Source organism: Nonomuraea sp. KM88, assembly GCF_052245635.1.
Lineage (GTDB): Bacteria > Actinomycetota > Actinomycetes > Streptosporangiales > Streptosporangiaceae > Nonomuraea.
Genome location: NZ_JBQQCC010000002.1, coordinates 589,712 through 611,863, shown reverse-complemented (window position 1 = coordinate 611,863; position 22,152 = coordinate 589,712). Strand labels below are relative to the sequence as shown.

Sequence of the window (22,152 nt, the reverse complement as noted above, 5' to 3'; positions counted from 1 at the left end):
AGGTCGAGCAGCCTCGAGGCACATTCCCCAACAGACCACAACAAAAGTGATGGTCGGCCGGAGCGTGCATGGTCTTTCACGTTTTCCCACGTCAGAAACGTGAACCCCACCTCCAGGCCACAGAAAATCTGTTGATCCCACGTATTAGCCTAGATGGGATGCCTCCCGATACGCACAAACCTCGCCGTCCCCTGCTGTCCACCAACTCCCTGTGGCGGATGAAGTCCTACCTCCGCCCGTACGCCGCCAGACTGGTCTTCATCTGGCTGGCCGCGATCGTCGGCATCGGCGCCGGCCTCGCACTCCCGCTCATCAGCGAGCAGGTCATCGACGGCCCCGTGGCCCACGGTGACTCCGCGGGGCTGCTCCCCCTCGGCCTGCTCGCGGTCGGCGTCGGCGTGGTCGAAGCCCTGCTGATCTTCTTCAGGCGATGGGCCCAGGTCAAACCGGTGCTCGGCCTGGAGACCCGCATCCGCGACGACCTCTACGAGCACCTGCAGCGCCTGCCCATGGGCTTCCACGGCGACTGGCAGTCGGGTCAGCTGTTATCCCGGGCGACCACCGACCTGTCGACGATCCGCCGGTTCCTCGGCTTCGGCATGCTCTTCCTGGTCATGAACATCCTGCAGCTGATCACGGTGACCGTGCTGCTGCTCAACAAGTACTGGCCGCTCGGGTTGCTGGTGCTGGCCTCGGCCGTGCCGATCATCTGGACGTCGCTGCGCTTCGAGAAGCGCTACATCAAGATCTCCCGCCAGGTGCAGGACGAGCAGGGCGACCTCGCCACGCTCGTCGAGGAGTCCGCGCTCGGCATCCGCACGATCAAGGCGTTCGGCCGCCGCCACCACGTCTACGACCGCTACGACGACGCCGCGCTCAAGGTGTACGGCAGCTCGATGGCCAAGGTGCGGCTGTCGGCCCGGTTCTTCTCCTTCCTGGAGATCATCCCCAACATCACGCTGGCCCTCGTCCTGCTGCTCGGGGCGCTGGCCGTCGGCTCGGGGGAGCTGACGCTGGGCGCGCTGGTGGCGTTCACCACGCTGATGTTGCAGCTCGTGTGGCCGATCGCCAGCCTCGGCTACATCCTCGCCATGGCCCAGGAGGCCATGACCTCCGCCGACCGCCTCATGGAGGTCATGGACACCGTCCCGGCCATCGAGGGCGGCACCCAGACCATCGAGCGGCCGCGCGGCCATCTCCGCTTCGAAGGGGTCGGGTTCCGCTTCCCCGACGCCGACGAGCCGGTGCTGCGCGACGTGTGGCTGGAGGTCAAGCCCGGTGAGACGGTCGCCGTCGTGGGCGCGACCGGCGCGGGCAAGACCACGCTGACCGCCCTGGTGCCCCGCCTGCTCGACCCCACCTCGGGCCGCGTCACGATCGACGGGCAGGACGTACGCGACCTCAAGCTGACGACGCTGCGCCAGGTGGTGGCCACCGCGTTCGAGGAGCCGACGCTGTTCTCGATGAGCGTGCGCGAGAACCTCATGCTCGGCCGGCGCGACGCCACCGAGGAAGAGCTCGCCGCGGCCATCCAGACCGCGCAGGCCATGTTCGTCTACGACCTGCCGTGGGGGCTCGACACCCGCATCGGCGAGCAGGGCCTGTCGTTGTCCGGCGGCCAGCGGCAGCGGCTCGCCCTGGCCAGGGCGGTGCTGAGCAGGCCGCGGATCCTGGTCCTCGACGACACCCTGTCCGCGCTCGACGTCGAGACCGAGGCCCTCGTGGAGGAGGCGCTGCGGCACGTGCTGCGCGAGGCGACCGGCATCGTCGTCGCCCACCGCGCCTCCACCGTGCTGCTGGCCGACAAGGTGGCGCTGCTGCGTAACGGCACGATCACACACGTCGGGCAGCACCAGGAACTGCTGGCCGAGGTGCCCGAATACCGCGAGCTGCTCGCCCAGGACGCCGACTTCGACGGCGCGTCGGAAGGGGCTCTGCGATGACCACGACCACCACACCGCCCCCGCCGAACGCGTCCGGCACGGCGTCCTGGCGCGGCGTCGCCTCCGAGGACCAGGACGAGCTGCCGGAGAAGGTCTCCGTCCTGCTGCGGGCGCGCTCCCGGCGGCTGCTGGGCAACCTGCTGCGCCCCTACCGGAAGAAGATCGCGCTGCTGGTCGGGATCATCGTGGTCTCGAACGCGGCCGGCCTGTCGATCCCCTTCCTGGTCTCGATCGGGATCGACTCCGGCATCCCGCCCATCCGTCAGGGGTCCGGCCCCTCCGTGCTGCTGACCGTGGTCGGGGTGATCCTGGCCGCGGCCGTCACGCAGGCGGTCACGCGGCAGGCGTTCCTGCGGCTGTCGGGCCGGATCGGCCAGAGCATCCTTCTGGAGCTGCGCAGGAGGGTGTTCGACCACTTCCAGCGCCTGTCGCTGAGCTTCCACGAGCAGTACACCTCCGGGCGGGTCATCTCGCGGCTGACCTCCGACATCGAGGCCATCGCCGAGCTGCTCCAGTCGGGGTTCGACGCGCTCGTCAAGGCCGTGCTGACCATGGTGGGCACGGCGGTGCTGCTGCTGGTGCTCGACGTGCACCTCGGCCTGGTGGCGCTGGTCCCGCTGCCGCTCCTGCTGCTGTTCACCAAGTGGTTCCGCAGGCAGTCGGCGATCGTCTACCGCCGCACGCGCGAGACGGTCGCGCTGGTGATCGTGCACTTCGTGGAGTCGATGACCGGCATCCGCGCCGTGCAGGCCTTCCGCAGGGAGCCCCGCAACCAGGAGATCTTCCAGCAGCTCAACGACGACTACCGCGGCGCCAACGCCCGCAGCATGCAGCTCGGCGCGACGTTCATGACCGGCATCAAGCTCATCGGCAACATGACGATCGGCGGGGTGCTGCTCTACGGCGGCTGGCTGGCGCTCCACGGCGAGGTCAAGGTCGGCGTGCTGGCGGCGTTCCTGCTGTACCTGCGCCAGTTCTACGAGCCGATGCAGGAGGTCAGCCAGTTCTACAACACACTGCAGTCGGCGGGCGCGGCGCTGGAGAAGTTGTCCGGCGTGCTGGAGGAGGAGCCGTCCGTGCCCGAGCCGCGCGAGCCCGCGGCGCTGCCGCCGGGCGGGGCGCGCGGCAAAGTGCGTTTCGAGGGCGTGAGGTTCGCCTACGTCGAGGAGATGCCGATCCTGCCCCGCCTCGACCTGACGATCCCGGCCGGGCAGAGCGTGGCCCTGGTCGGCGCGACGGGCGCGGGCAAGACGACGCTGGCCAAGCTGATCTCCCGCTTCTACGACCCCACCGAGGGCCGCGTGCTGCTCGACGGCGTCGATCTGCGCACGCTGGACGAGCCCACGCTGCGCCAGGCCGTGGTCATGGTCACGCAGGAGAACTTCCTGTTCAGCGGCACGGTCGCCGACAACATCAGGTTCGGCAGCCCTGACGCGACCGACCGGCAGGTGCGCGAGGCCGCCAAGGCGATCGGCGCGCACGAGTTCATCGCCGGCCTGCCCGACGGCTACGACACCGAGGTGGGCAAGCGGGGCGGCCGCATGTCGGCCGGCCAGCGGCAACTCGTCGCGTTCGCCAGGGCGTTCCTCGCCGATCCCGCGGTGCTCATCCTCGACGAGGCCACCTCCAGCCTCGACGTGCCGAGCGAACGGCTCGTCCAGCGCGCGCTGCGCACGATCCTCGCGGACAGGACCGCGCTGATCATCGCGCACCGGTTGTCGACGGTGGAGATCGCCGACCGGGTGCTGGTGATGGAGCGGGGGAAGGTCGTCGAGGACGGCCCGCCGGCCAGGCTCATCGCCGCCTCCGGGCGGTTCGCGGGCCTGCACCAGGCCTGGCTCGACAGCCTGAGCTAGCCGTGCGGGCGGGCCGCCGCCGCGAAACCGATGTACAGCTCGTACGCGAGGAACGCGACCAGCGGCACGCCCAGCGCGATCAGCAGCCGGCCGGGGAGGCGGGCCCTGTCAGCGGGCGTCTCCCCTGGCCGCGCCGCGGGCACGAACACCGGCTGCGGCGGTTCCTCCGGCACGGCCACCAGCTCGAGATGGCGGGCCAGGTAGCCGGAGGGGAACGACGTCACGTCGTACGCGCCGCAGCCGGGGCAGCACGCCCCCGACCAGGGCGGCGGCACGCGGACTCCGGCACTGAACCAGATCTCGGCCGCGTTGCCGTGGGAGTCGGCGAGGCGTCTGACGACGAACTGCTCCTCCCAGACGTGCAGGCACCGCAGGCATGCGAAAGGCCACGTCTCGCGGGTGTCGAAACCATCGGGCACCAGGACCACCCCCGGCTGCGGATCGGTGTCGGACCCGAGTGTCCGTCCGGTCCCGTACGCCCGACAAGGCCAGCCTTTGTAACACTAAGCGCTATGGAATGCTCGCCAAGAGTCAGGTCAGGCCCCGGCGGCGCCGCTGCACCGGGCTGAGCAGCGGTGTCGCGTCGGGCACGCCGGGCTCAGCCGGCGGGACGAGCTCCGGATGACGCGACAGATAGCCGTCCGGGAACCTGGTGGACTGCTGGCACCCGCAGTGCGGGCAGATCACGCCCGGCCCTGGCGGCAGCACGGGCAGGCCGTCGCGCAGCCACACCTCGGTCTCGTTGCCGTGGCGGTCGTCGATGCGCCTGACCAGATACTGCTCTTCCCAGACATGCCAGCAGCGGCGGCATTCGAAGGGCACGGTCCTGAGTTCTTCGGTCAACGAGGTCACCCCCTCGCTTTCGAGTGTCCGCCCGCCTGGGGGAACATCGCAACCTGGCCCGCGTGCCGGCTACCTGACCGTGAGCACGAAGGCCATGGCGCCCGCGACCAGGCTCAAGGTGCCGAGCCACGCGAAGACGGCGTCCAGCCGGGAGTCCAGGGGCCGGCCGCCGTGCAGGGCGGCCTGCACCCGGCGGAACCGTGCCCTGGTCCTGATCAGCAGCACGGCGCCGCAGAGCGCGGCCAGGGCGAACCCCGTGACGGCGAGGAGGGGCAGGCCGTGCCTGGCGGACAGGCCGGCCGCGCCCAGCCCGCCGGTCGCCAGGGCCACCGCCGTGCGCACCCAGGCCAGCCGGGTGCGTTCGCTCTGCAGCCCTTGGTCCCAGATCTCCTCGTCGGGCGCCTTCGCCTCCTCCCCCACCCGCGGCCTCAGATCGACAGGACGATGAGGACGAGGGCGATCACGGCGACGGCCGCGACACCGTAGCCGAAGACGGCCGCGAGCGCGGGCGGAGGCAGCGGCGCCTGCCGGCGCAGGGCGCGCTGGATGTTGCGCCAGCGCGGGTAGGCCAAGCCCGCGGCCAGGGCGGAGAGCGTGACGAGCATGATGGCCAGGGTGGTACGGATCCAGGGCACGAACATGTCGGCCGGAACCGCCGCCATGGCCACCCCGCCCGCGCTGAGCGCCAGCGCCGTGCTCAGCCAGGTGAGAAAGGTGCGTTCGTTGGCCAAGGTGAAACGCGGGTCGGGTTCCATGACAAAAACGGTAATTCGTCTACTTTTCCCCTAGAGAAGTTGGGATTGCCCTTTCTGTCGGAGGTCAGCCGGTGCAGGCCTTGGCGACCTTCTCCAGGTAGGCGGCCGAGTCGGTGCCGACCTTCTGCGCCGCGTCGACGGCGTCGTTGACGCTGGTGACGGAGATGCCGCTCAGGGTCGCGGCCAGGTCGTCGGTGGCCTCCTTGAGCGTGGTGTTGGCGGCCTTGTCGGCCACGTCGTTGAGCTTGGTCGCGGCGTCGTCGAGCGCCTTGTCCATGGCTTGCGGGTCGTCGGTCAGCTTGGCGATCTGCGCGCCCAGATCAGTGACGATCTTCGGCGCCTCCAGGCACGCCTGGGCCTTGTCGATGGTGTCGTTGACCTCGCCGCACCCGGCGGCGAAAAGGCACACGGCGAAAGCGGCAAGGGGCAGGAACCGGCTCTTGAGGTGGCGCATGTTTCGACCCTACCCAACGAACGGCCACGCGACGTGACCGCTGTTTTTCGGACAGTAGACGCGACCGAAACCTGCGATCGCCCGCACACGGTTCGTCCGGGTGGGGGCTCTCGAGCCGGCCGGCTCCGGTTTCCGGGCCCGCACGCGGAAAGACGGCAGTTCACCTGGTGGGCGGGGTGTGGAGCCGGAGCCAGCCGGTGAGGAGGCGGTTGACCTCGCCGGGGCGCTCCTGCTGGAGCCAGTGGCCGCAGCCGTCGAGGATGTGGGAGGCGATCAGGCCGGGCATCGTCTCGGGGAGCGCCTTGATGACCCCGGCCATCCAGGTGGTGGTGGGGTCGAGCTCGCCTCCGGCGAACAACGCGGGCTGGGTGATCGGGGCGCCGTCCCACGCGGCGAGGTCCTCCCAGTCGCGGTCGACGTTGCGGTAGCGGTTGAGGGCGCCGGTCAGCCCGGTCCGCTCGAACTCGCCGGCGTAGACGTCGAGGTCGGCCTCGGTGAGCCAGGACGGCAGCCCGCCCTTGGGGAAACGGTCGGAGAGCCGGCCGCCTTCGGGAACGGATGAGACGCCCGTCGCGGGCATCGTGCCGGCCGAGAGCGCGGCGTAGATGCCCGCCAGCCAGCCGCGGACGTCGGGTTCGATCTCCGCCTCCGCCCGCCCGGGCCGCTGGAAGTAGCTGACGTAGAACTCCTCCTCCCCGCCGAGGCGGGCGAAGGCGTCGGTGGGCCGGACGGGGCCGCGCGGGGAATAGGGCACGCTGAACAGGGCCACCGCGGTGAACACGTCCGGCCTGAGCAGGGCGCTGTTGGCGGCGATCGGCGACCCCCAGTCGTGGCCCGCGACCACCGCGGACCGCTCGCCGAGCGCGCGCACGACGGCGACGTTGTCGGCGACGTGGTCGAGCATCCGGTACGCGTGCGTCTGCGCGGGCTTGGACGAGCGGCCGTAGCCGCGCACGTCGATGGCCGCCGCGCGGAAGCCCGCCGCGGCGAGGGCGGGAAGCTGGTGCCGCCAGGAATACCACGACTCGGGGAAGCCGTGGACCAGCAGGACCAGGGGGCCCGTGCCCTGTTCCGCCACGTGGATGCGGCCGCCGGGCGTCTCCACCAGCCGGTGCCGCACCTCGGCGGGCGAGAAAGACGGGTGATCGGTCATGCGTCCTCCCAAGGGGTTGCTCTTCGCATCATGCGGGCCCGGGGCGGCGCGCACACATCGCCTTGCCGTTCCGGCAACGGATTCCCGATGCGGGTGCCTGATGCCAAGGATTTCCTTGACATCCCCATCCCCTCGGCTCGAAGATTCCAAGCATGTCTTTGGAATCCTCGCGGCGGCGGCTCGACGACCCGGCCGCCATGCGGGCCTTCGCCCATCCTGTCCGGCTGGCGCTGCACGAGCTGCTGCTGCGGTCGGGCCCCACGACCGCCGCCGACGCCGGGCGCGAGACCGGCGTCAGCCAGGCACTGGCCTCCTACCACCTGCGGCAGCTCGCCAAATACGGCTTCGTGGAGCAGGCCGAGGCCCGCGACGAGCGCGAACGGCCGTGGAAGGTGACCGAGCGCGTCCAGGAGTGGGACGACAGCGCGCCCGGGCTCGAGCACTCGGCCGCCAGGAGCCTGCTGGAGCAGGTCATCGCCGAGCGGGCGCTGGCGCGGCTGGCGGACTGGGGGGAGCGGCGGCAGGAGGAGCCGGAGCCGTGGCGTTCGATCGGCGGGATCGGCAACTTCTACCTCCACGCCACGCCCGACGAGGTAGCCGAGATCGGCGCGGCCATCACGGAGCTGCTGGAGCCGCTGATGGCGCGCGTCGGCGACCCGGCGGCGCAGCCCGACGGCGCCCGGCCCGTGCTCCTGACGCAGGTCGTCGTCCCGCTGCCACCGGCCGGCTCCGATGGCTGAGGCGCCCGCCGGGACACCACCCGGGACACCGGATGAGACACCGCCCGGGAAGCCGCCCGGGAAGCCGCCCGGGGCGCCGGACACCGCGGCATCCGGGGCGGTGTCCGGGGCGCCGGGACCGCTGCGCGGCAACCGCGACTACCGGCGGCTGCTCGCCGCCGGCCTGGTCTCGCAGACCGGCGACTGGGCGATCAGCACCGGCCTGGCCTTCCACGTCTACCAGCTCACCGGCTCGACGCTGTCCACCGCCGTCATGCTGGTGGTCACGCGGCTGCCCGACGTGCTGCTCGGATCGGTGGCCGGGATGCTGGCCGACCGCTGGGACCGCCGGCGGCTGCTGGTCGTCACCGAGCTGCTGCTCGCCCTCGGGCTGCTACCGCTGCTGGCGGTGCACGACCCGGCCCAGATGTGGATCGTGTACGCGGTCGCGCTCTGGACGGGCGTCCTCAGCACGGTGCTCGTCCCCGCGCAGAAGGCGCTGCTCCCGCAGGTCGTGGCGGAGTCCCAGCTCGTCCGTGCCAACGCCCTGCACGGGCAGAGCGGGCAGCTGGCCCGCCTGCTGGGGGCGATGCTGGGCGGCGTCGCCGTCAGCGCGGGCGGACTGCCCGCCGTCGTGCTCGTCGACGTCACCAGCTTCGTCGTCTCCGCGGCCCTGCAGGCGGCGGTACGGGCGCCGGGACGGCCCGCACGGTCGATGTCGGCGGGCGGGCAGTGGATCTCGGGGCTCCGCCTGGCCATGGGGAACGCGGGCGTGCGCGTGCTGGTGGCGTACATGGTGATCACAGGGCTGGGCGAAGGGATCTTCGCCACGCTGGCCGCGCCCTTCGTCGCGGACGTCCTCGGCGGCGGCGGTGACGCGTACGGGCTGTTCCTGTCGGTGCAGGCGGTCGGCGGGCTGCTCGGCGGGCTCGTCGTCGCGGCCCGCCCGGGCAGGGCGGCCCCGCGGGGGTTACTGGGCTGGGGGACGATCGTGTTCGGGGCGGTCGATCTGGCGCTGTTCGCCTACCCCCTCGCCCTGCCGGCATCCGGGCCCGCGCTCTGGCCCGCGCTCGTGCTGATCGTGCTGGCCGGCGTCCCCGCGGCGGCCGCGATGGCGGGCTTCACCACCCTTGCCCAGACCGTCACCACCGACGATCGCCGCGGCGGCGTCATCGGCCTGCTGGGCAGCGCCCAGGCGGCCACGTCGCTGGCCGGCATGGCGGCCGCGGGGGTGCTCGGCGGTGTGCTCGGCATCGTCCCGACCTTGTGCCTGCACGCGCTCGGGCTGGCCATCGCCGGTGCCATGGCGCTGCTGACCTGGCGTCATGCGTGATCCGATATCGATCCCTTCGCGATATCGCTATTAGACATCCGCTGATCGCATCTGCTTTGCTCCTGCCCTCTGGCGGACGACGGCGAAGGATTCGACATGCGACACCTCCGGGCGGCGACGGCGACCACTCTGACGATCACCCTCCTCGGGTGCGGTCTCGTCACCGGCACGGCCTCGGCCACGACGGTCACATCCGGCCAGGCCAGGGCCGCGAAGGAGTTGCGAGCCCTGGAGAGCTCGTTCAAGGGCCGCATCGGCGCGTACGCGATCGACACCGCCACCGGCAGGACGATCGCGTACCGGTCGGGCGAGCGGTTCCCGCTGCTGTCCACGTTCAAGGCGATGGCGTGCGCGGCGGTGCTGCACAAGGCCCGCACCTCCCGGCCGGGGCTGATGAACAAGCGTGTCCGGTGGACGGCCCGCGAGCTGGTGGACTACTCCCCCGTCACGGAGAAGCACGTCAAGGACGGCATGACCGTGGCCGCGCTCTGCGACGCCGCCATCACCAGGAGCGACAACACCGCGGGCAACATGGTGCTGAAGCAGATCGGCGGACCGGCCTGGCTGACCAGATACTTCCGGTCGCTGAAGGACCGCGTCTCACGCCTCGACCGCTGGGAGACCGAGCTCAACGACTGGACGCCCAAGAGCCGGCGCGACACCACCACCCCGTCGGCCATCGCCCGCGACCTGCGCGCCGTCACGTACGGCAAGGCGCTCAACGCCAAGGACCGCGCCCGGCTCAACGCCTGGCTGATCGCCAACAAGACCGGAGACGCCCGCATCCGCGCCGGCCTGCCCAAGACCTGGACGATCGGCGACAAGACCGGCACCAACTCCGACGGGTTCGGCGGCGGTAACGACATCGCCGTCATCTGGCCGGACCAGAAGGCCGCTCCCATCATCATGGCCATCTACACCAACCGCACGCCTGGCCTGGCCGCCGACGACAAGACCATCGCGAAGACCGCCACCATCCTGGCCCGCGGGCTCGGCAGACTCTGATGGCACGCCGGGGGACGCAGATCGTACGCCTCGCCGCCGTGGGAGTGGCGGCGGGCGTGCTGGTCGCGGGAATCGCGCTGCCCGCCGTGGGCGGCGCGGGGTTCGGGTTCGTGGCGGCGGCCGACGGGGTGAACCTCGAGCCCGCCGACCTCGTCGAGCCGCCGCCGGCGGAGGTCACGGTCGTGCAGGACGCCAGGGGGAAGGAGATCGCCCGCTTCTACGAGGAATACCGCGAGGTCGTCGGCTTCGACGAGATCGCCGGCGTGATGAAGACGGCGATCGTCTCGATCGAGGACTACCGCTTCTACGAGCACGGCGCGATCGACGTCGAGGGCACCCTCCGGGCGCTGGCCGCGAACCTGCGGGCGGGCCGGGTCAGCCAGGGCGGGTCGAGCATCACCCAGCAGTACGTCAAGCAGGTGCTGCTCAACTCGGCCGGCAGTGACGAGGAGCGCAACGCGGCGGTGGAGGCCAGCTACGCGCGCAAGCTCAGCGAACTGCGCTACGCCATGGCGGTCGAGGAGAAGTACACCAAGGACCAGATCCTCGAGAAATATCTGAACATCGCGTATTTCGGCGCCGGCGCCTACGGCGTGGAGGCGGCGGCGAAACGTTTCTTCGGCGTCAGGGCCTCCGATCTGACCCTGGCCCAGGCGGCGACGCTGGCCGGGGCCGTGCAGGATCCCAACGCCACCGACCCCAACCTGGGCAGGGCGCAGCGCGAGCGGCTGCGGGCGCGGCGTGACGTCGTGCTGGGCCGGATGGCCGAACTCGGCAAGATCACCCCGGCTGAGGCGGCTGAGGCTGAGGCCACCGGGCTGGGGTACAGGGGCACGAAGCTCCCGGGCGGCTGTGAATCCAGCAAATATCCGTACTTCTGCCTTTATGTCAGGCATGAGATCCTCAGCGACCCCGGCTTCGGCCCGACCGCCCGGGACCGCCTGGCCAGGCTCAACCGCGGCGGCCTGACCATCAGGACCACGATCGACCCGGCCATGCAGGCCGCCGCCGACCGGGCGATCAAGACGTGGGTCAGGCCCTCCGACCGCGCCGTGGCGGCCGAGGCCCTGGTCCAGCCAGGCACCGGCGCGATCAGGGCGATGGCCGCCAGCAGGCGCTACGGCCGCAGCGCGGACCGGAACGAGATCTCGTACAACGTGGTCGCGGACGCCGCGCACGGGGGCGGGGCGGGGTTCCAGGCGGGCTCCACGTTCAAGACATTCACCCTGCTCGCCGCGTTGAAGCAGGGCATGAAGGTGGACGACGGCCTCAAGGCGGGCGCCGGTTACCGCGCGCCGGATCACGCGGCGTTCCGGAACTGCGCGGGCGAGAACGTCGGCGACCCCGCGCACACGGTCACCAACGACGAGGGCTCGCCCGGGTGGAAGACGCTGCGGACCGGCACGTGGGACTCCGTCAACACGTTCTTCATGGAGCTGGAGCAGCGGGTCGGGCTGTGCGCGACGGTCACGATGGCCGAGTCGCTGGGGATCCGCCGCGCGGACGGGAAGAAGCTGCAGGAGTACGAGACGTTCACGCTCGGCATCAACGAGATGGACCCGGTGACGGTGGCGAACGCGTACGCGGCGATCGGGGCGCGCGGCCGCCACTGCGCGCCGATGGCGATCACCCGCATCACCGACCGGGACGGCTCGACCACCCGCTACCGGCCGAAATGCCGCCAGGTGCTCGACCCCGCCGTCGCGGACGCGGCCTCGTCCGTGTTGTCGGGCGTGTTCACCAAGGGCACGATGAGCGGCGTCGGCGGCATCGGCCGTGACGCGGCAGGCAAGACCGGCACCACCGACGACTACGCGGCGGCGTGGTTCGCCGGGTTCACCCCCGACCTGGCGGGCGCGGTGAGCGTCGGCGACCCGCGCGGCTCCCAGCGCCACAAGCTCGTCGGGGTGACGCTGGGCGGCCGGTACCACGGTGCGGTGCAGGGCGCGAGCGTGCCCGGCCCCATCTGGCGGGACACGATGGCGGCGGCGCTGAAGCGCGTGGCGCCGACGCCGTTCACCGCGATGGACACGGCCCGGTTCGGCGGCTGCGACGAGCTCTGCCGTCCCGGGCGGCGTGATGCGGAGAACCCGGAGAGCCCGGGAACACGACTCCCTTGATGGACATGTACGAACCGATACCGGAGAGGATCCGATCGCTCTTCGACCAGGACGTCACGAAAATGGCCGTGGTCACCGAGGTTCCGCCGCCGCGCTGGTGGTCGCCGACCGCCCTCCACGAGCCGAGCCGCACGGCGGGTCATAGGATGGGTGCATGGCCACGTGCGAACACCTTTCCCAGGCCGACGACCCTGCGGCAAGGACCCCGGAGGGTTGCGAGGAGTGCCTGGCCGACGGAGGGCGCTGGGTGCACCTGCGGCGCTGCCTGGAGTGCGGCCACATCGGCTGCTGCGACTCCTCGCCGGCCAAGCACGCCACCGCGCACTTCCACGCCACCAGCCACCCCGTGATGCAGTCCTACGAACCCGGCGAGGCATGGCGCTGGTGCTTCGTGGACAGCCGGATGGGCTAACGCTCCAGCATCGCCTCTTCGAGGTCGAGCTGCCCCATCAGCTCGCGCAGTACCTCGTCCTCGATGCGGCGCTCGTCGCGCAGGCGCACGAACACCCGGCGCTCGGCCTGGAGCATCTCGCGGCGCAGGCGCCGATAGAGAGCGCTGGGAGTCTCCGCGCCGTCCTGGCCGGTGCCGCCGCCCAGCCGCTCCCACGCCGACAACGACCGGCGCCACGACTTCTCCCTGAGCTGGTCGATGACCTGCTTCTGGATCTCGTCCGGCTCGCCCAGCTCGGCGAGCAGCCGATCCAGCTCCGCCAGCCCCTCCTCCAACGCCGCCTGCTGGGCCGCCGCCTCGGCCAGGCGGTCCTCGTAGTCCTCCTGGTCGCTCGACACCCGCAACCGCCTGATCAGCGCGGGGAACGTGGTGCCCTGGATGAGGAGTGTGCCGATCACGGTGGTGAACGTCAGGAACAGCAGCATCGCGCGGTCGCGCTCGGGCACCTCGGGCGGGATGGCGAACGCCGCCGCCAGCGACACCACGCCCCGCATGCCCGCCCACCCCAGCAGCGTCACCTGCCGCCGGGAGGGCGGCCGCTCTTCCCTGTGCAGCAGGTTGACCAGGGACGACACCGCGAACAACCACACGAACCTGCTGGCGATCGTCACCACCAGCACCGCTGCGGCATATCCGGCGACCTGCCACGGGCTGACGCCGGTGAGGCCCTCCACCACGGTCTCCAGCTGCAGCCCGATCAGCGCGAACACGATCGACTCGAGCAGGAAGGCGGTGACCTTCCACACGGCGCCGGACACCAGACGCGTCCCGAACCCGCGCAGGTGCATGCGGTGCCCCAGGTGAAGACCGACGATCACGACCGCGATCACGCCGGAGGCGTCCACTGACTCCGCTGCGAGATAGGCGGCAAACGGGATCAGCAACATCAGCGCGTTCTCGACCATCGAGTCGCGCGTGCGCTCGAACAACCACGAGAGCGCGTACGCCAGCGCCATCCCGATCGCCACGCCGCCCGCCGCGGCGAGCACGAACAGGCCCGCGCCCTCGGCCAGGTCGACCGAAGCGCCAACGGCCGCCCCGATGGCCACCCGGTAGAGCGTCAGCGCGGTGGCGTCGTTGAACAGGCTCTCGCCGACGAGGATCGTCAGCGTCTGGCGCGGCAGGCCCAGCCGCCGGCCGACCGCGACGGCCGCCACCGCGTCGGGCGGGGCGACGATCGCGCCGAAAGCGAACGCCAGCGCCAGCGGCAGGCCCGGCAGCAGGAGGTGGACGACCAGCCCCACCACGACCGCGGTGAACACCACCAGCCCGACCGACAGCAGCCCCACAGGCCGCCTGGCCTCGCGCAGCCGCAGGTAGGAACTGTCGAGTGCGGCGGAGTAGAGCAGCGGCGGCAGGAACACGAACAGCGCCAGCTCCGGGTCCAGCGGCACCGGAGGGACCAGGGGCGACACCAGCAGCCCCGCGGCGACCAGCAGCAGCGGCGCCGGCCAGCCCATACGCCGCGCCACGGCCGCTACTGCGACGGCGCCCCCGGCCACCACCAGCAGTTGCAGGCCCATGGTGGGATTCACCGGCGCCCCCTCCCCTCGGCCCCATCACCCCGCGGTGAGCGTACCCGCGGGAGGGGAGTGGCCTGGCGCACGCCGGCGCGGGGACGGATCCCGCACCAACGAGTCACGCACGAACGGATCCCGCGGGAACGGTTTGCGCGGGGGCACGGACGTGCGGCGGCGGACGCGTCGCGGCGAGGGACCTGCGGGTACCCGTCACCACTCCCTGCGGTCGCTTCTTTCGTGGTAGTCCGGCTGCTCGGGGCGCAGCCGCTCGCCCGTGGAGAACATCGGGTCCCCGACGTACGGGCGGGTCATCTCGGGATCACCCTGTTCCTGGCGGCCGAGGGTCAGCAGCGGGTCCACGGGGTTCTGGTGGGGCGGCACCTGACGCTGCTGCGGGGCCGGGCGGGGCCGGCCGGCTCCCGGGATGCCGTGCATGGGGGTGCCCAGACCGGCCGTGCTCGGCTGGGTCTGCTGAGGCTGCGGTTGTTGCGGCTGGGGCTGCCCGTAGGAGGTGTCGGAGCGGCGTCCGTAAGGGTCGGACGGGTACGGGTCCGACGGATACGGGTCGGGCCGGTGCTGCTGGACAGGCTGGTAGGGGTCGGCGGCCTGCGAGGGGAAGCCCGGCGGGTCGGTGCTGGCCGGCGCCTGACGGCGCTGGTCGCCGGGCATCTGGTAGACCGGTTCGTTCTCGACGTACTGAGGGCCGGTGAAGGGCTCGGCCTGGCCCTGCTGGATGTAGTGCGGGCCGCTCACCGGGTCGGCGGTGTACTGAGGGCCGCTGAAAGGGTCACCGGTGTAGGCCTGCTGCGGGGCGGTCTGGTCGACGTATTGAGGGCCGGTGAAGGGGGTCCGCTCACCGTAGGCGGGGGTGTGCTGCTCTCTGGGGGCCGCGGTCTCGCCATAGGCGGGCGCGTGCTGCTCCCTCGGCGCCGCGATCTCGCCGTACGAGGCCACCAGTTTGTCCTGGGGTGCCGGCGGCGCGCCCCTGGCCACGAGGACGTCGTTGGGCGACAGGGCCGCCGTGGGCCGGTCGTCGGGCTGCGGCTGCTGCGGTGGTTGCTGAGCGTGCTGGGGCGGCCGGTGGTATTGGCCGGTGCCGGGGATGACCTCGGTGCCCGGCTCCTGCGCGGGCACGGCCGGCTGCTCGCCCGTGGCCTCGGCGTAGCCGTCGTCGAGGGTGTCGAGCAGCCGCCCGACGTCCTCCATGGGCATGCGGAAGCTCGCCGTGCACATCTCGCCGCGCCAGAGGCTGAGGACCAGTGTGCCCTCGTGCCAGGTGACGCGGAGACACCGTTCCTGACCTCGCGCATCGAAGAAGACTTCGCCGAACGACGGCAAGGGGACAACTTCCGACATGGAGGACATATTGCTTTAACCAGCCTTTATTCGTCCACTCAACCCCGGAAAACCCTAAGGGACCGGTCTTCCCACCTACACCGGGATTCCTTCTGGTCACGCTCGGTGGAGACTTTCTGGCACCAGCTGGAGTCCCGATCGACCAGTGTGCCATGCGTGCCGTCGCGCCGATTCAGGAATGCCGGGATGCGTCTGGCCGATCACGCCCCGTTCGGCGCGGCGGCCCTGGAATGCAGGTAGCGTTTAGTGCCGTGCCGGACTCCCATCTCCCGTCAGTGGACGAACTGCTCAGCATCGCGGTCAACGCTCTCGGAGGGAGCGAACGGCAGGGCCAGGTCACCATGGTCCAGGCCGTGCGGCAGGCCCTCGACGACAAGACGCACCTGGCGGTCCAGGCGGGCACGGGCACCGGCAAGTCAGTGGCCTACCTCGTGCCCTCGATCCGCCACGCGATGGACAGCGAGAAGCCGGTCGTGATCTCCACGGCAACGATCGCGCTGCAGCGCCAGCTTGTCGACCGCGACCTGCCGAGGCTCTCCGAGGCACTGGGCAAGGAGCTGCCGCACGAGCCGACGTTCGCCATCCTCAAGGGCCGGCGTAACTATCTGTGCCGCTACAAGGCGACGGCGGGCTGGCCCGAGGAGGACGAGCAGGACCAGCTCTTCGACCCGCGCGAGGTGAGCGCCACCGGCCGCATGGTGCAGCGCATCCAGGAGTGGGCCGAGGAGACCGAGACCGGCGACCGCGACGAGCTGGTGCCCGGCGTGAGCGAGCAGGCGTGGCGGCAGTTCTCGGTGAGCGCGCAGGAGTGCCTGGGAGCCACCCGCTGCCCGAGCGGCGCCGAGTGTTTCGCCGAGCTGGCCAGGGCGCGGGCGGGCGAGGTCGACGTGGTCGTGACCAACCACGCGCTGCTCGCCATCGACGCCATGGGCGAGCTGCCGGTGCTGCCCGAGCACGAGGTCGTCGTCGTCGACGAGGCCCACGAGCTCGTCGACCGGGTGACGTCGGTGGTCACCAGCGAGCTGTCCGACACCGCGGTGATGCTGGCGGTCCGCCGGGTCGGCCGGCTGATCGAGCAGCCGATCGCCGACCAGCTCATGGAGGCCGGCGAAGACCTCAAGGCGCTGCTGGCCGCCGCGCCGCCCGGGCGCATCGACGAGCTCCCCCAGGTGCTCGGGCTGACGCTGGCGCTCGTACGCGACACGGCCTGGCGATGCATCACCGCGCTCGGCCCGCGCAACGCCGACAAGGACGACCCCGACAAGGCGGGGCAGCGCAAGGCCGCGTTCACGGCACTCGACGAGGTGCACGACACCGCGGTGCGCATGCTGGAGGCCTACGGACACGCGGCGGAGGCCGACCGGGCGGAGGTGGTCTGGCTCGACGCCGGCACCGACCGCCGGCCGCCGATGTTGCGGGTCGCGCCGCTGAGCGTCAGCGGCATGCTGCGCGACAAGCTGTTCGGGGAGCGCACGGTGGTGCTCACGTCGGCCACGCTCGCGCTCGGCGGCACGTTCGACCCGCTGGCCGCGCAGTGGGGGCTGGGCGAGGGCAGAAGCTGGCAGGGCATCGACGTCGGCTCGCCGTTCGACCATCCGCGCGCGGGCATCCTCTACGTCGCCAAACACCTGCCCCAGCCGGGGCGCGACGGGCTGCCGCAAGCCTACCTCGACGAGATCGCCGAGTTGATCGAGGCGGCCGGGGGCCGCACGCTGGGGTTGTTCTCGTCGATGCGGGCGGCCAAGGCGGCCACCGAGGCGCTGCGCGAGCGGCTGGACGTGCCGCTGCTGTGCCAGGGCGACGACTCGACGATGCTGCTGGTCAAGCAGTTCGCCGAGGACGAGCCGACGTGCCTGTTCGGGACGCTGTCGCTGTGGCAGGGCGTCGACGTGCCCGGCCCGTCGCTACGGCTCGTGATCATCGACCGGGTGCCGTTCCCGCGCCCCGACGACCCGCTGACCTCGGCGCGGCAGCGACACGTGGCGGCCAAGGGCGGCAACGGGTTCATGGCGGTGGCGGCCAACCACGCCGCCCTGCTGCTGGCCCAGGGCGCCGGCCGCCTCCTGCGCGCCCAGGACGACAAGGGTGTGATCGCGGTCCTCGACCCGCGCCTGGCCACGGCCCGCTACAGCGGCTTCCTCCTGGGTTCCCTTCCGCCGTTCTGGCGCACGAACGACCCGGCCATCCCCCGAGCCGCACTCAAACGCCTCGCGGAAACGGCCTCCGAGGCGCGCGACGGTTAACACATGACCGTTTTCGCGTAACGGCCAACGCCGGACCGGCCGCGTGGCGGTCGACACCCGACCGGCCGCGTGGGCGGCTGACAGTTGCCGGTCGCGTGGGCGGCGGGGTCGGCTGCGCGTGCCTGCTGGCCCGGCCATCGACGAAACGGCGTGCCAGAAGCCTTTCGGATGCGCGCCTCCGGTGCCCGACCGCTGCCGGCCGTGCGCACCCTCGGTCACGGGCTTGACCACGGCGAGGGTCAGGAGCGCGCTCCGTAACGGCGGTCCGCCGGTGAAGGGTCAGCGGGCGTTCCCCTGGAAGGCCGTCAGCCACCTGCGGCGGGCGGCTGACCACCGCGAAGCCGTAACCACTCGAAAACCTGCCACGGGTCAACGGACGTTCCCCTGGAAAGCCGTCAGCCATCCCCGGCGGAGCCGTAACACTAAAAAGGAGAGAGATCCGGACGCTTGGGAGAGACCCCGTCGCCGGAGGAGACGCCGCGGAGGCGGCGGGAGACCCAGGGGACGAGGTGTTCGCGCATCCACTGGGCGTCTTCGCGCCGGCGCGCCCGGGGGTCCACCGCCCGCTCCGGCCAGCCCTTGCGCCAGTCGTCGAACGGCACCCCCAGCACGTCGAGCACGCGCGCGGCGACCAGCCGGTGGCCGTCTTCGTTCATGTGCAGGCGGTCGGCGCTCCATGCCCGCCAGTCACGCAGCCCCTGCATCGACCACTGGTCGACGAGCCGGCACCCGTAGAGGTCGGCGATGGAGCGCAGGTGCAGGTAGAAGATGGCGAAGCGGCCGCGCAGGCGCCGCATCACCGGCGTGTCGCGCGGGTCGACCCCGGTGAACAGCAGCACGTCGGCGCCCCCGGCCCGCAGGTCGCGTACGGCTCGCGCGACCTGCTTGGCCATCACGTCGGGGTCGCTGCCGGGCCTGAGCAGGTCGTTGCCGCCGGCGCAGAAGCTGACCAGGTCGGGCGCCATCTCGACGGCCAGCGGCACCTGCTCGGCGACGATCTGTCCGATCAGCTTGCCGCGCACGGCCAGGTTGGCGTAGCGGAAGCCGGGGTTGTCGGTGGCGAGCCGTTCGGCCACCCGGTCAGCCCAGCCACGGTAGTGGCCGTCCGGCCCGGGGTCGTTCAGCCCTTCGGTGAAGCTGTCGCCGAGAGCGACGAAGGACTTGTAATGCCTCATGAGGTCGTCTTCATCTCCGCGATAGCGTGCAGCGCAAGGATGTATGACTGTAGCCCGAAGCCCGCGATCGTGCCCGTCGCCACCCCGGCCACGACGGAGGTATGGCGAAACTCTTCCCTGGCCGCGGGATTGGAGATGTGCACCTCGACGAGCGGCGCGGTGCGCTGGGCGATGGCGTCGCGCAGGGCGTAGGAGTAGTGGGTGAAGGCGGCCGGGTTGAGCACGACGGGGATGCGGCCGTCGCAGGCTTCGTGGATCCAGCCGATCAGCTCGGCCTCGTCGTCGGTCTGGCGCACCTCGACGTGCTCGCCGAGCTTGCGCCCGGTGTCGCGGCAGAGGGTGGCGAGGTCCTCGAACGTCTCGGCGCCGTAGACGTCGGGCTCGCGGACGCCGAGCCGGCCCAGGTTGGGGCCGTTGAGCACGAGGATCATGCGGAGATCTCCTTGTAGGCGGCTTCGAGCAGCTCTTCTGCGGGATCTTCGAGGCGACCGGGTCGCGCCAGGTCGTCGAGCACGACGAAGCGCTGCTTGGCTCCGCGGTTCTTCTTGTCCAGGCGCATGTGGTCGCGCAGCCGGGGCCAGGCGCCGGCGCGGTAGGAGACGGGCAGGCCGACGCTCGTGAGGATCGACCTGGTGCGCTCGACCAGGTCGGCGCGTCCGGACAGGCGCGACAGCTCGGCGGCGTAGACCATCCCGATGGCGACGGCCTCGCCGTGGCGGATGGTGTAGTGCTCTTCGCGTTCGATGGCGTGGGCGAGCGTGTGGCCGTAGTTGAGGACTTCGCGCAGGCCGGACTCGCGCAGGTCGGCGCCGACGACGTCGGCCTTGACCTGGATCTTGCGCTCGATCAGCTCGCGGGTGTGCGGGCCGCCGGGTGTGGTGGCGGCCTCGGGGTCGGCCTCGACGAGCGTGAGGATGTCCGGGTCGGCGATGAAGCCGCCCTTGATGATCTCGGCGAGGCCGGCGACGTAGTCGGCTCTGGGCATGCTGTCGAGCGTCGACAGCTCGCACAACACCCCGGCCGGCGGAAGGAACGTGCCGACGAGGTTTTTGCCCTCGGGCGTGTCGATGCCGTTCTTGCCGCCGACGGCCGCGTCGACCATGGCCAGCAGCGTCGTGGGCACGAGCACGACCTGCACGCCGCGCAGCCACGTGCCCGCCACGAACCCGGCCAGGTCGGTGGTCGCTCCCCCGCCCACGCCGATCACGGCGTCGGAGCGGGTCACGCCGTGCCGGCCGAGCGCGGACCACAGGCGCGCGGCCACGTCGACGGACTTGGCCTGCTCGCCGTCGGGCACGGGCAGGTCGGCCACCTCGTAGCCGCGCTCCGACAGGGTGGCGGTGACCGGCCCGGCGAGATCGGGCAGGCTCTCGGGGCGGATGACCGCGACCGTGCGCACACCCGGTTTGAGCAGCGTCGCCAGCTCGGCCTGCACGCCGGTGCCGACCACGACGTCGTAGGGGCTGTCGCCGCGTACGTGGATGCGCGTCGCGCTCATGCGGGCAGCCCCTTCGCGATCTCGTCGGCCAGCTCGGCCGGCTCGCGTTTGTCGGTGACCACGGTCGTCACGGCCAGCCGCTCGTAGACCGGACGCCGCTCGTCCATCAGCTTCTTCAGCTGGCTGCGCGGGTTGAGCACGAGCAGCGGCCTGGCCGAGCCGAGCCCGACCCGCTGCACGGCGTCGGAGAGCCCCACCTGCAGGTAGACCACGTGGTGGCCGTCGAGCATGGCCTGGGTCTCCTCGTTGAGCACGGCGCCGCCGCCGAGGGACAGGATGCCGTCGTGCTCGGCCAGCGCCCTGCGCACGGCCTGGTGCTCGAGCTCGCGGAAGCGGGCCTCGCCGTCTTCGACGAAGATGTCGGAGACGGGCTTGCCCGCCACGGCCTCGACGTCGGCGTCGGTGTCGCGGAACCCGACACCGAGCCGCTCGGCCAGCAGCCGCCCGATCGTGGTCTTGCCTGACCCGGGAGGGCCGATCAGCACGACGATGCTCGCCGATGGCTGTGCACTCATTTGATCACCATGGAAGAGAGGTAGCCGGACAGGTTGCGCGCGACCTCCTCGACGGAGTCGCCGCCGAACTTCTCGAGCGCCGTGTCGGCCAGCACCAGCGCGACCATCGCCTCGGCGACGATGCCCGCGGCCGGCACGGCGCACACGTCGGAGCGCTCGTGGTGGGCCTTGGCCGCCTCACCGGTCTTGACGTCGATGGTGGCCAGGGCCCTCGGCACCGTGGAGATCGGCTTCATCGCGGCGCTGACGCGCAGGACCTCGCCGTTGGTCATGCCGCCCTCGACGCCCCCCGCGCGGTTGGTGATGCGCCTGACGCCGTCGTCGGCGGTGTATTCGATCTCGTCGTGGGCGCGGGAGCCGGGCCGCATGGCGGTCTCGAAGCCGTCGCCGACCGCGACGCCCTTGATGGCCTGGATGCCCATGAGAGCCGCGGCCAGCCGCGAGTCGAGCCTGCGGTCCCAGTGGGTGTAGCTGCCGAGGCCCGGCGGCAGGCCGTAGGCCAGCACCTCGACGACGCCGCCGAGCGTGTCGCCGTCTTTGTGCGCCCTGTCGATGACGGCGATCATCGCGGCGCTGCCCTCAGGGTCGGCGCACCTGACCGGGTCGTCGTCGATGCGGGCCTGGTCCGCGGGGCCGGGCAGCGTCTCGGCCGGAGTCCTGGCGCCGCCGATGGAGGTGACGTGGCTGACGATGTCGACGCCGAGCGCCTGCTTGAGGAAGCGCCTGGCGACCTCGCCGAGCGCGACGCGGGCCGCGGTCTCGCGGGCGCTGGCCCGGTCGAGCACCTGCCGGGCGTCGTCGAACCCGTATTTCTGCATGCCCGCCAGGTCGGCGTGCCCGGGGCGGGGGCGCGACCTCGGAGCGTTGCGGGCCAGGCCCTCCAGCTCGGCCGGGTCGACCGGGTCGGCCGCCATGACCTTCTCCCACTTGGGCCACTCGGTGTTGCCGATGCGGATGGCGACGGGGCTGCCCATCGTGCGCCCGTGGCGCACTCCGCCCACGATCGTCACCTGGTCCTGCTCGAACTTCATCCGGGCGCCGCGGCCATAACCGAGCCTGCGGCGGCGCAGGGCCTCGTCGATGGCGGCCGTGGTCACCTCGACCCCGGCAGGCAGGCCTTCGAGGACGGCGACGAGTTCGGGCCCGTGGGATTCTCCGGCGGTCAACCAGCGCAACATGACTCCAAGTCTTCCATGTGCGGCCCAGTGGCCGG

The 22,152-nt window shown here is 71.5% G+C and carries 21 protein-coding genes; 8 read left to right on the top strand and 13 right to left on the bottom strand.

Going from position 1 to position 22,152, the window contains the following annotated elements:
- The first annotated feature begins 158 nt into the window (after positions 1 to 158).
- Together ACTWPV_RS08590 and ACTWPV_RS08585 are read left to right on the top strand one after the other, a co-directional pair.
- A complete protein-coding gene (locus ACTWPV_RS08590; protein ID WP_443151295.1) occupies positions 159 to 1,943 on the top strand; it encodes an ABC transporter ATP-binding protein in 1,785 nt (594 codons plus the stop codon).
- A complete protein-coding gene (locus ACTWPV_RS08585) occupies positions 1,940 to 3,799 on the top strand; it encodes an ABC transporter ATP-binding protein (protein WP_443151294.1) in 1,860 nt (619 codons plus the stop codon). Before ACTWPV_RS08590 ends, ACTWPV_RS08585 begins: the two co-directional genes overlap by 4 nt.
- Here ACTWPV_RS08585 and ACTWPV_RS08580 read toward each other — a convergent pair.
- The 6 genes from ACTWPV_RS08580 to ACTWPV_RS08555 all read right to left on the bottom strand — a co-directional run bounded on the left by ACTWPV_RS08580 (position 3,796) and on the right by ACTWPV_RS08555 (position 7,004).
- Positions 3,796 to 4,218, bottom strand: a complete 423-nt coding sequence (locus ACTWPV_RS08580; RefSeq protein WP_347644232.1) for a hypothetical protein — start codon at positions 4,216 to 4,218, stop codon at positions 3,796 to 3,798. The two genes, ACTWPV_RS08585 and ACTWPV_RS08580, sit on opposite strands and share 4 nt — an antisense overlap.
- Positions 4,219 to 4,330: 112 nt before the next feature.
- Positions 4,331 to 4,642: a hypothetical protein gene (locus tag ACTWPV_RS08575; protein WP_347644233.1), complete on the bottom strand. Its 312-nt coding sequence runs from the start codon at positions 4,640 to 4,642 to the stop codon at positions 4,331 to 4,333.
- Between the two features lie 69 nt (positions 4,643 to 4,711).
- Positions 4,712 to 5,062, bottom strand: coding sequence for a DUF202 domain-containing protein (locus tag ACTWPV_RS08570; protein ID WP_347644234.1), 351 nt, complete (start codon positions 5,060 to 5,062; stop codon positions 4,712 to 4,714).
- Positions 5,063 to 5,070: 8 nt separating this feature from the next.
- Positions 5,071 to 5,397, bottom strand: coding sequence for a YidH family protein (locus ACTWPV_RS08565; RefSeq protein WP_347644235.1), 327 nt, complete (start codon positions 5,395 to 5,397; stop codon positions 5,071 to 5,073).
- Positions 5,398 to 5,461: 64 nt separating this feature from the next.
- Positions 5,462 to 5,851 carry a hypothetical protein gene (locus ACTWPV_RS08560; protein ID WP_347644236.1) on the bottom strand — a complete coding sequence of 130 codons (390 nt, stop codon included), beginning with the start codon at positions 5,849 to 5,851 and terminating at the stop codon, positions 5,462 to 5,464.
- 160 nt (positions 5,852 to 6,011) lie between these two features.
- On the bottom strand, positions 6,012 to 7,004 hold the full coding sequence (locus ACTWPV_RS08555) for an alpha/beta fold hydrolase (protein ID WP_443151293.1): 993 nt from the start codon (positions 7,002 to 7,004) through the stop codon (positions 6,012 to 6,014).
- A gap of 152 nt (positions 7,005 to 7,156) precedes the next feature.
- Here ACTWPV_RS08555 and ACTWPV_RS08550 point away from each other — a divergent pair, with 152 nt between their 5' ends.
- The 5 genes from ACTWPV_RS08550 to ACTWPV_RS08530 all read left to right on the top strand — a co-directional run bounded on the left by ACTWPV_RS08550 (position 7,157) and on the right by ACTWPV_RS08530 (position 12,593).
- The gene (locus tag ACTWPV_RS08550) at positions 7,157 to 7,744 is read left to right on the top strand and encodes an ArsR/SmtB family transcription factor (RefSeq protein WP_443151292.1); all 588 of its coding nucleotides are present in this window, start codon (positions 7,157 to 7,159) and stop codon (positions 7,742 to 7,744) included.
- Positions 7,745 to 7,844: 100 nt separating this feature from the next.
- Positions 7,845 to 9,056, top strand: a complete 1,212-nt coding sequence (locus tag ACTWPV_RS08545) for an MFS transporter (RefSeq protein ID WP_443151291.1) — start codon at positions 7,845 to 7,847, stop codon at positions 9,054 to 9,056.
- 96 nt (positions 9,057 to 9,152) lie between these two features.
- The gene (bla, locus tag ACTWPV_RS08540) at positions 9,153 to 10,061 is read left to right on the top strand and encodes a class A beta-lactamase (protein ID WP_443151290.1); all 909 of its coding nucleotides are present in this window, start codon (positions 9,153 to 9,155) and stop codon (positions 10,059 to 10,061) included.
- Positions 10,061 to 12,181: a transglycosylase domain-containing protein gene (locus ACTWPV_RS08535; RefSeq protein ID WP_443151289.1), complete on the top strand. Its 2,121-nt coding sequence runs from the start codon at positions 10,061 to 10,063 to the stop codon at positions 12,179 to 12,181. The genes bla and ACTWPV_RS08535 overlap by 1 nt, the downstream gene beginning before the upstream one ends.
- Before the next feature lie 154 nt (positions 12,182 to 12,335).
- Positions 12,336 to 12,593, top strand: coding sequence for a UBP-type zinc finger domain-containing protein (locus tag ACTWPV_RS08530; protein ID WP_347644242.1), 258 nt, complete (start codon positions 12,336 to 12,338; stop codon positions 12,591 to 12,593).
- Here the strand turns inward: ACTWPV_RS08530 and ACTWPV_RS08525 are convergent.
- Both ACTWPV_RS08525 and ACTWPV_RS08520 read right to left on the bottom strand, forming a co-directional pair.
- Positions 12,590 to 14,167 (bottom strand): Na+/H+ antiporter, encoded by a 1,578-nt coding sequence (locus ACTWPV_RS08525; RefSeq protein WP_443151288.1) that lies wholly within the window; start codon positions 14,165 to 14,167, stop codon positions 12,590 to 12,592. The two genes, ACTWPV_RS08530 and ACTWPV_RS08525, sit on opposite strands and share 4 nt — an antisense overlap.
- A gap of 195 nt (positions 14,168 to 14,362) precedes the next feature.
- Positions 14,363 to 15,508 carry a hypothetical protein gene (locus ACTWPV_RS08520; RefSeq protein ID WP_443151287.1) on the bottom strand — a complete coding sequence of 382 codons (1,146 nt, stop codon included), beginning with the start codon at positions 15,506 to 15,508 and terminating at the stop codon, positions 14,363 to 14,365.
- Between the two features lie 230 nt (positions 15,509 to 15,738).
- Between ACTWPV_RS08520 and ACTWPV_RS08515 the strand changes: the two genes are divergently transcribed.
- Positions 15,739 to 17,751 (top strand): ATP-dependent DNA helicase, encoded by a 2,013-nt coding sequence (locus tag ACTWPV_RS08515; RefSeq protein ID WP_443151286.1) that lies wholly within the window; start codon positions 15,739 to 15,741, stop codon positions 17,749 to 17,751.
- 422 nt (positions 17,752 to 18,173) lie between these two features.
- Here the strand turns inward: ACTWPV_RS08515 and ACTWPV_RS08510 are convergent, their stop codons facing one another.
- Genes ACTWPV_RS08510 through aroC form a run of 5 tightly spaced genes read right to left on the bottom strand, consistent with a single transcriptional unit; the run spans position 18,174 to position 22,117 of the window.
- The gene (locus ACTWPV_RS08510; protein ID WP_347644246.1) at positions 18,174 to 18,926 is read right to left on the bottom strand and encodes an SGNH/GDSL hydrolase family protein; all 753 of its coding nucleotides are present in this window, start codon (positions 18,924 to 18,926) and stop codon (positions 18,174 to 18,176) included.
- Positions 18,923 to 19,357 (bottom strand): type II 3-dehydroquinate dehydratase, encoded by a 435-nt coding sequence (gene aroQ, locus ACTWPV_RS08505; RefSeq protein WP_347618235.1) that lies wholly within the window; start codon positions 19,355 to 19,357, stop codon positions 18,923 to 18,925. The genes ACTWPV_RS08510 and aroQ overlap by 4 nt, the downstream gene beginning before the upstream one ends.
- On the bottom strand, positions 19,354 to 20,424 hold the full coding sequence (gene aroB / locus ACTWPV_RS08500) for a 3-dehydroquinate synthase (RefSeq protein WP_443151285.1): 1,071 nt from the start codon (positions 20,422 to 20,424) through the stop codon (positions 19,354 to 19,356). The genes aroQ and aroB overlap by 4 nt, the downstream gene beginning before the upstream one ends.
- Positions 20,421 to 20,939, bottom strand: coding sequence for a shikimate kinase (locus tag ACTWPV_RS08495; RefSeq protein ID WP_443151284.1), 519 nt, complete (start codon positions 20,937 to 20,939; stop codon positions 20,421 to 20,423). Before ACTWPV_RS08495 ends, aroB begins: the two co-directional genes overlap by 4 nt.
- On the bottom strand, positions 20,936 to 22,117 hold the full coding sequence (gene aroC, locus ACTWPV_RS08490; protein WP_443151283.1) for a chorismate synthase: 1,182 nt from the start codon (positions 22,115 to 22,117) through the stop codon (positions 20,936 to 20,938). The genes ACTWPV_RS08495 and aroC overlap by 4 nt, the downstream gene beginning before the upstream one ends.
- Positions 22,118 to 22,152: the final 35 nt, after the last annotated feature.

Bases quoted from the DNA above. Each gene is read 5' to 3' on its own strand.
- ACTWPV_RS08590 (WP_443151295.1), top strand. From the start codon at position 159: ATGCCTCCCGATACGCACAAACCTCGCCGTCCCCTGCTGTCCACCAAC.
- ACTWPV_RS08585 (WP_443151294.1), top strand. From the start codon at position 1,940: ATGACCACGACCACCACACCGCCCCCGCCGAACGCGTCCGGCACGGCG.
- ACTWPV_RS08565 (WP_347644235.1), bottom strand. From the start codon at position 5,397: ATGGAACCCGACCCGCGTTTCACCTTGGCCAACGAACGCACCTTTCTC.
- ACTWPV_RS08560 (WP_347644236.1), bottom strand. From the start codon at position 5,851: ATGCGCCACCTCAAGAGCCGGTTCCTGCCCCTTGCCGCTTTCGCCGTG.
- ACTWPV_RS08555 (WP_443151293.1), bottom strand. From the start codon at position 7,004: ATGACCGATCACCCGTCTTTCTCGCCCGCCGAGGTGCGGCACCGGCTG.
- ACTWPV_RS08550 (WP_443151292.1), top strand. From the start codon at position 7,157: ATGTCTTTGGAATCCTCGCGGCGGCGGCTCGACGACCCGGCCGCCATG.
- bla (WP_443151290.1), top strand. From the start codon at position 9,153: ATGCGACACCTCCGGGCGGCGACGGCGACCACTCTGACGATCACCCTC.
- ACTWPV_RS08535 (WP_443151289.1), top strand. From the start codon at position 10,061: ATGGCACGCCGGGGGACGCAGATCGTACGCCTCGCCGCCGTGGGAGTG.
- ACTWPV_RS08530 (WP_347644242.1), top strand. From the start codon at position 12,336: ATGGCCACGTGCGAACACCTTTCCCAGGCCGACGACCCTGCGGCAAGG.
- ACTWPV_RS08520 (WP_443151287.1), bottom strand. From the start codon at position 15,508: ATGTCGGAAGTTGTCCCCTTGCCGTCGTTCGGCGAAGTCTTCTTCGAT.
- ACTWPV_RS08515 (WP_443151286.1), top strand. From the start codon at position 15,739: ATGCAGGTAGCGTTTAGTGCCGTGCCGGACTCCCATCTCCCGTCAGTG.
- ACTWPV_RS08510 (WP_347644246.1), bottom strand. From the start codon at position 18,926: ATGAGGCATTACAAGTCCTTCGTCGCTCTCGGCGACAGCTTCACCGAA.
- aroQ (WP_347618235.1), bottom strand. From the start codon at position 19,357: ATGATCCTCGTGCTCAACGGCCCCAACCTGGGCCGGCTCGGCGTCCGC.
- aroB (WP_443151285.1), bottom strand. From the start codon at position 20,424: ATGAGCGCGACGCGCATCCACGTACGCGGCGACAGCCCCTACGACGTC.
- ACTWPV_RS08495 (WP_443151284.1), bottom strand. From the start codon at position 20,939: ATGAGTGCACAGCCATCGGCGAGCATCGTCGTGCTGATCGGCCCTCCC.
- aroC (WP_443151283.1), bottom strand. From the start codon at position 22,117: ATGTTGCGCTGGTTGACCGCCGGAGAATCCCACGGGCCCGAACTCGTC.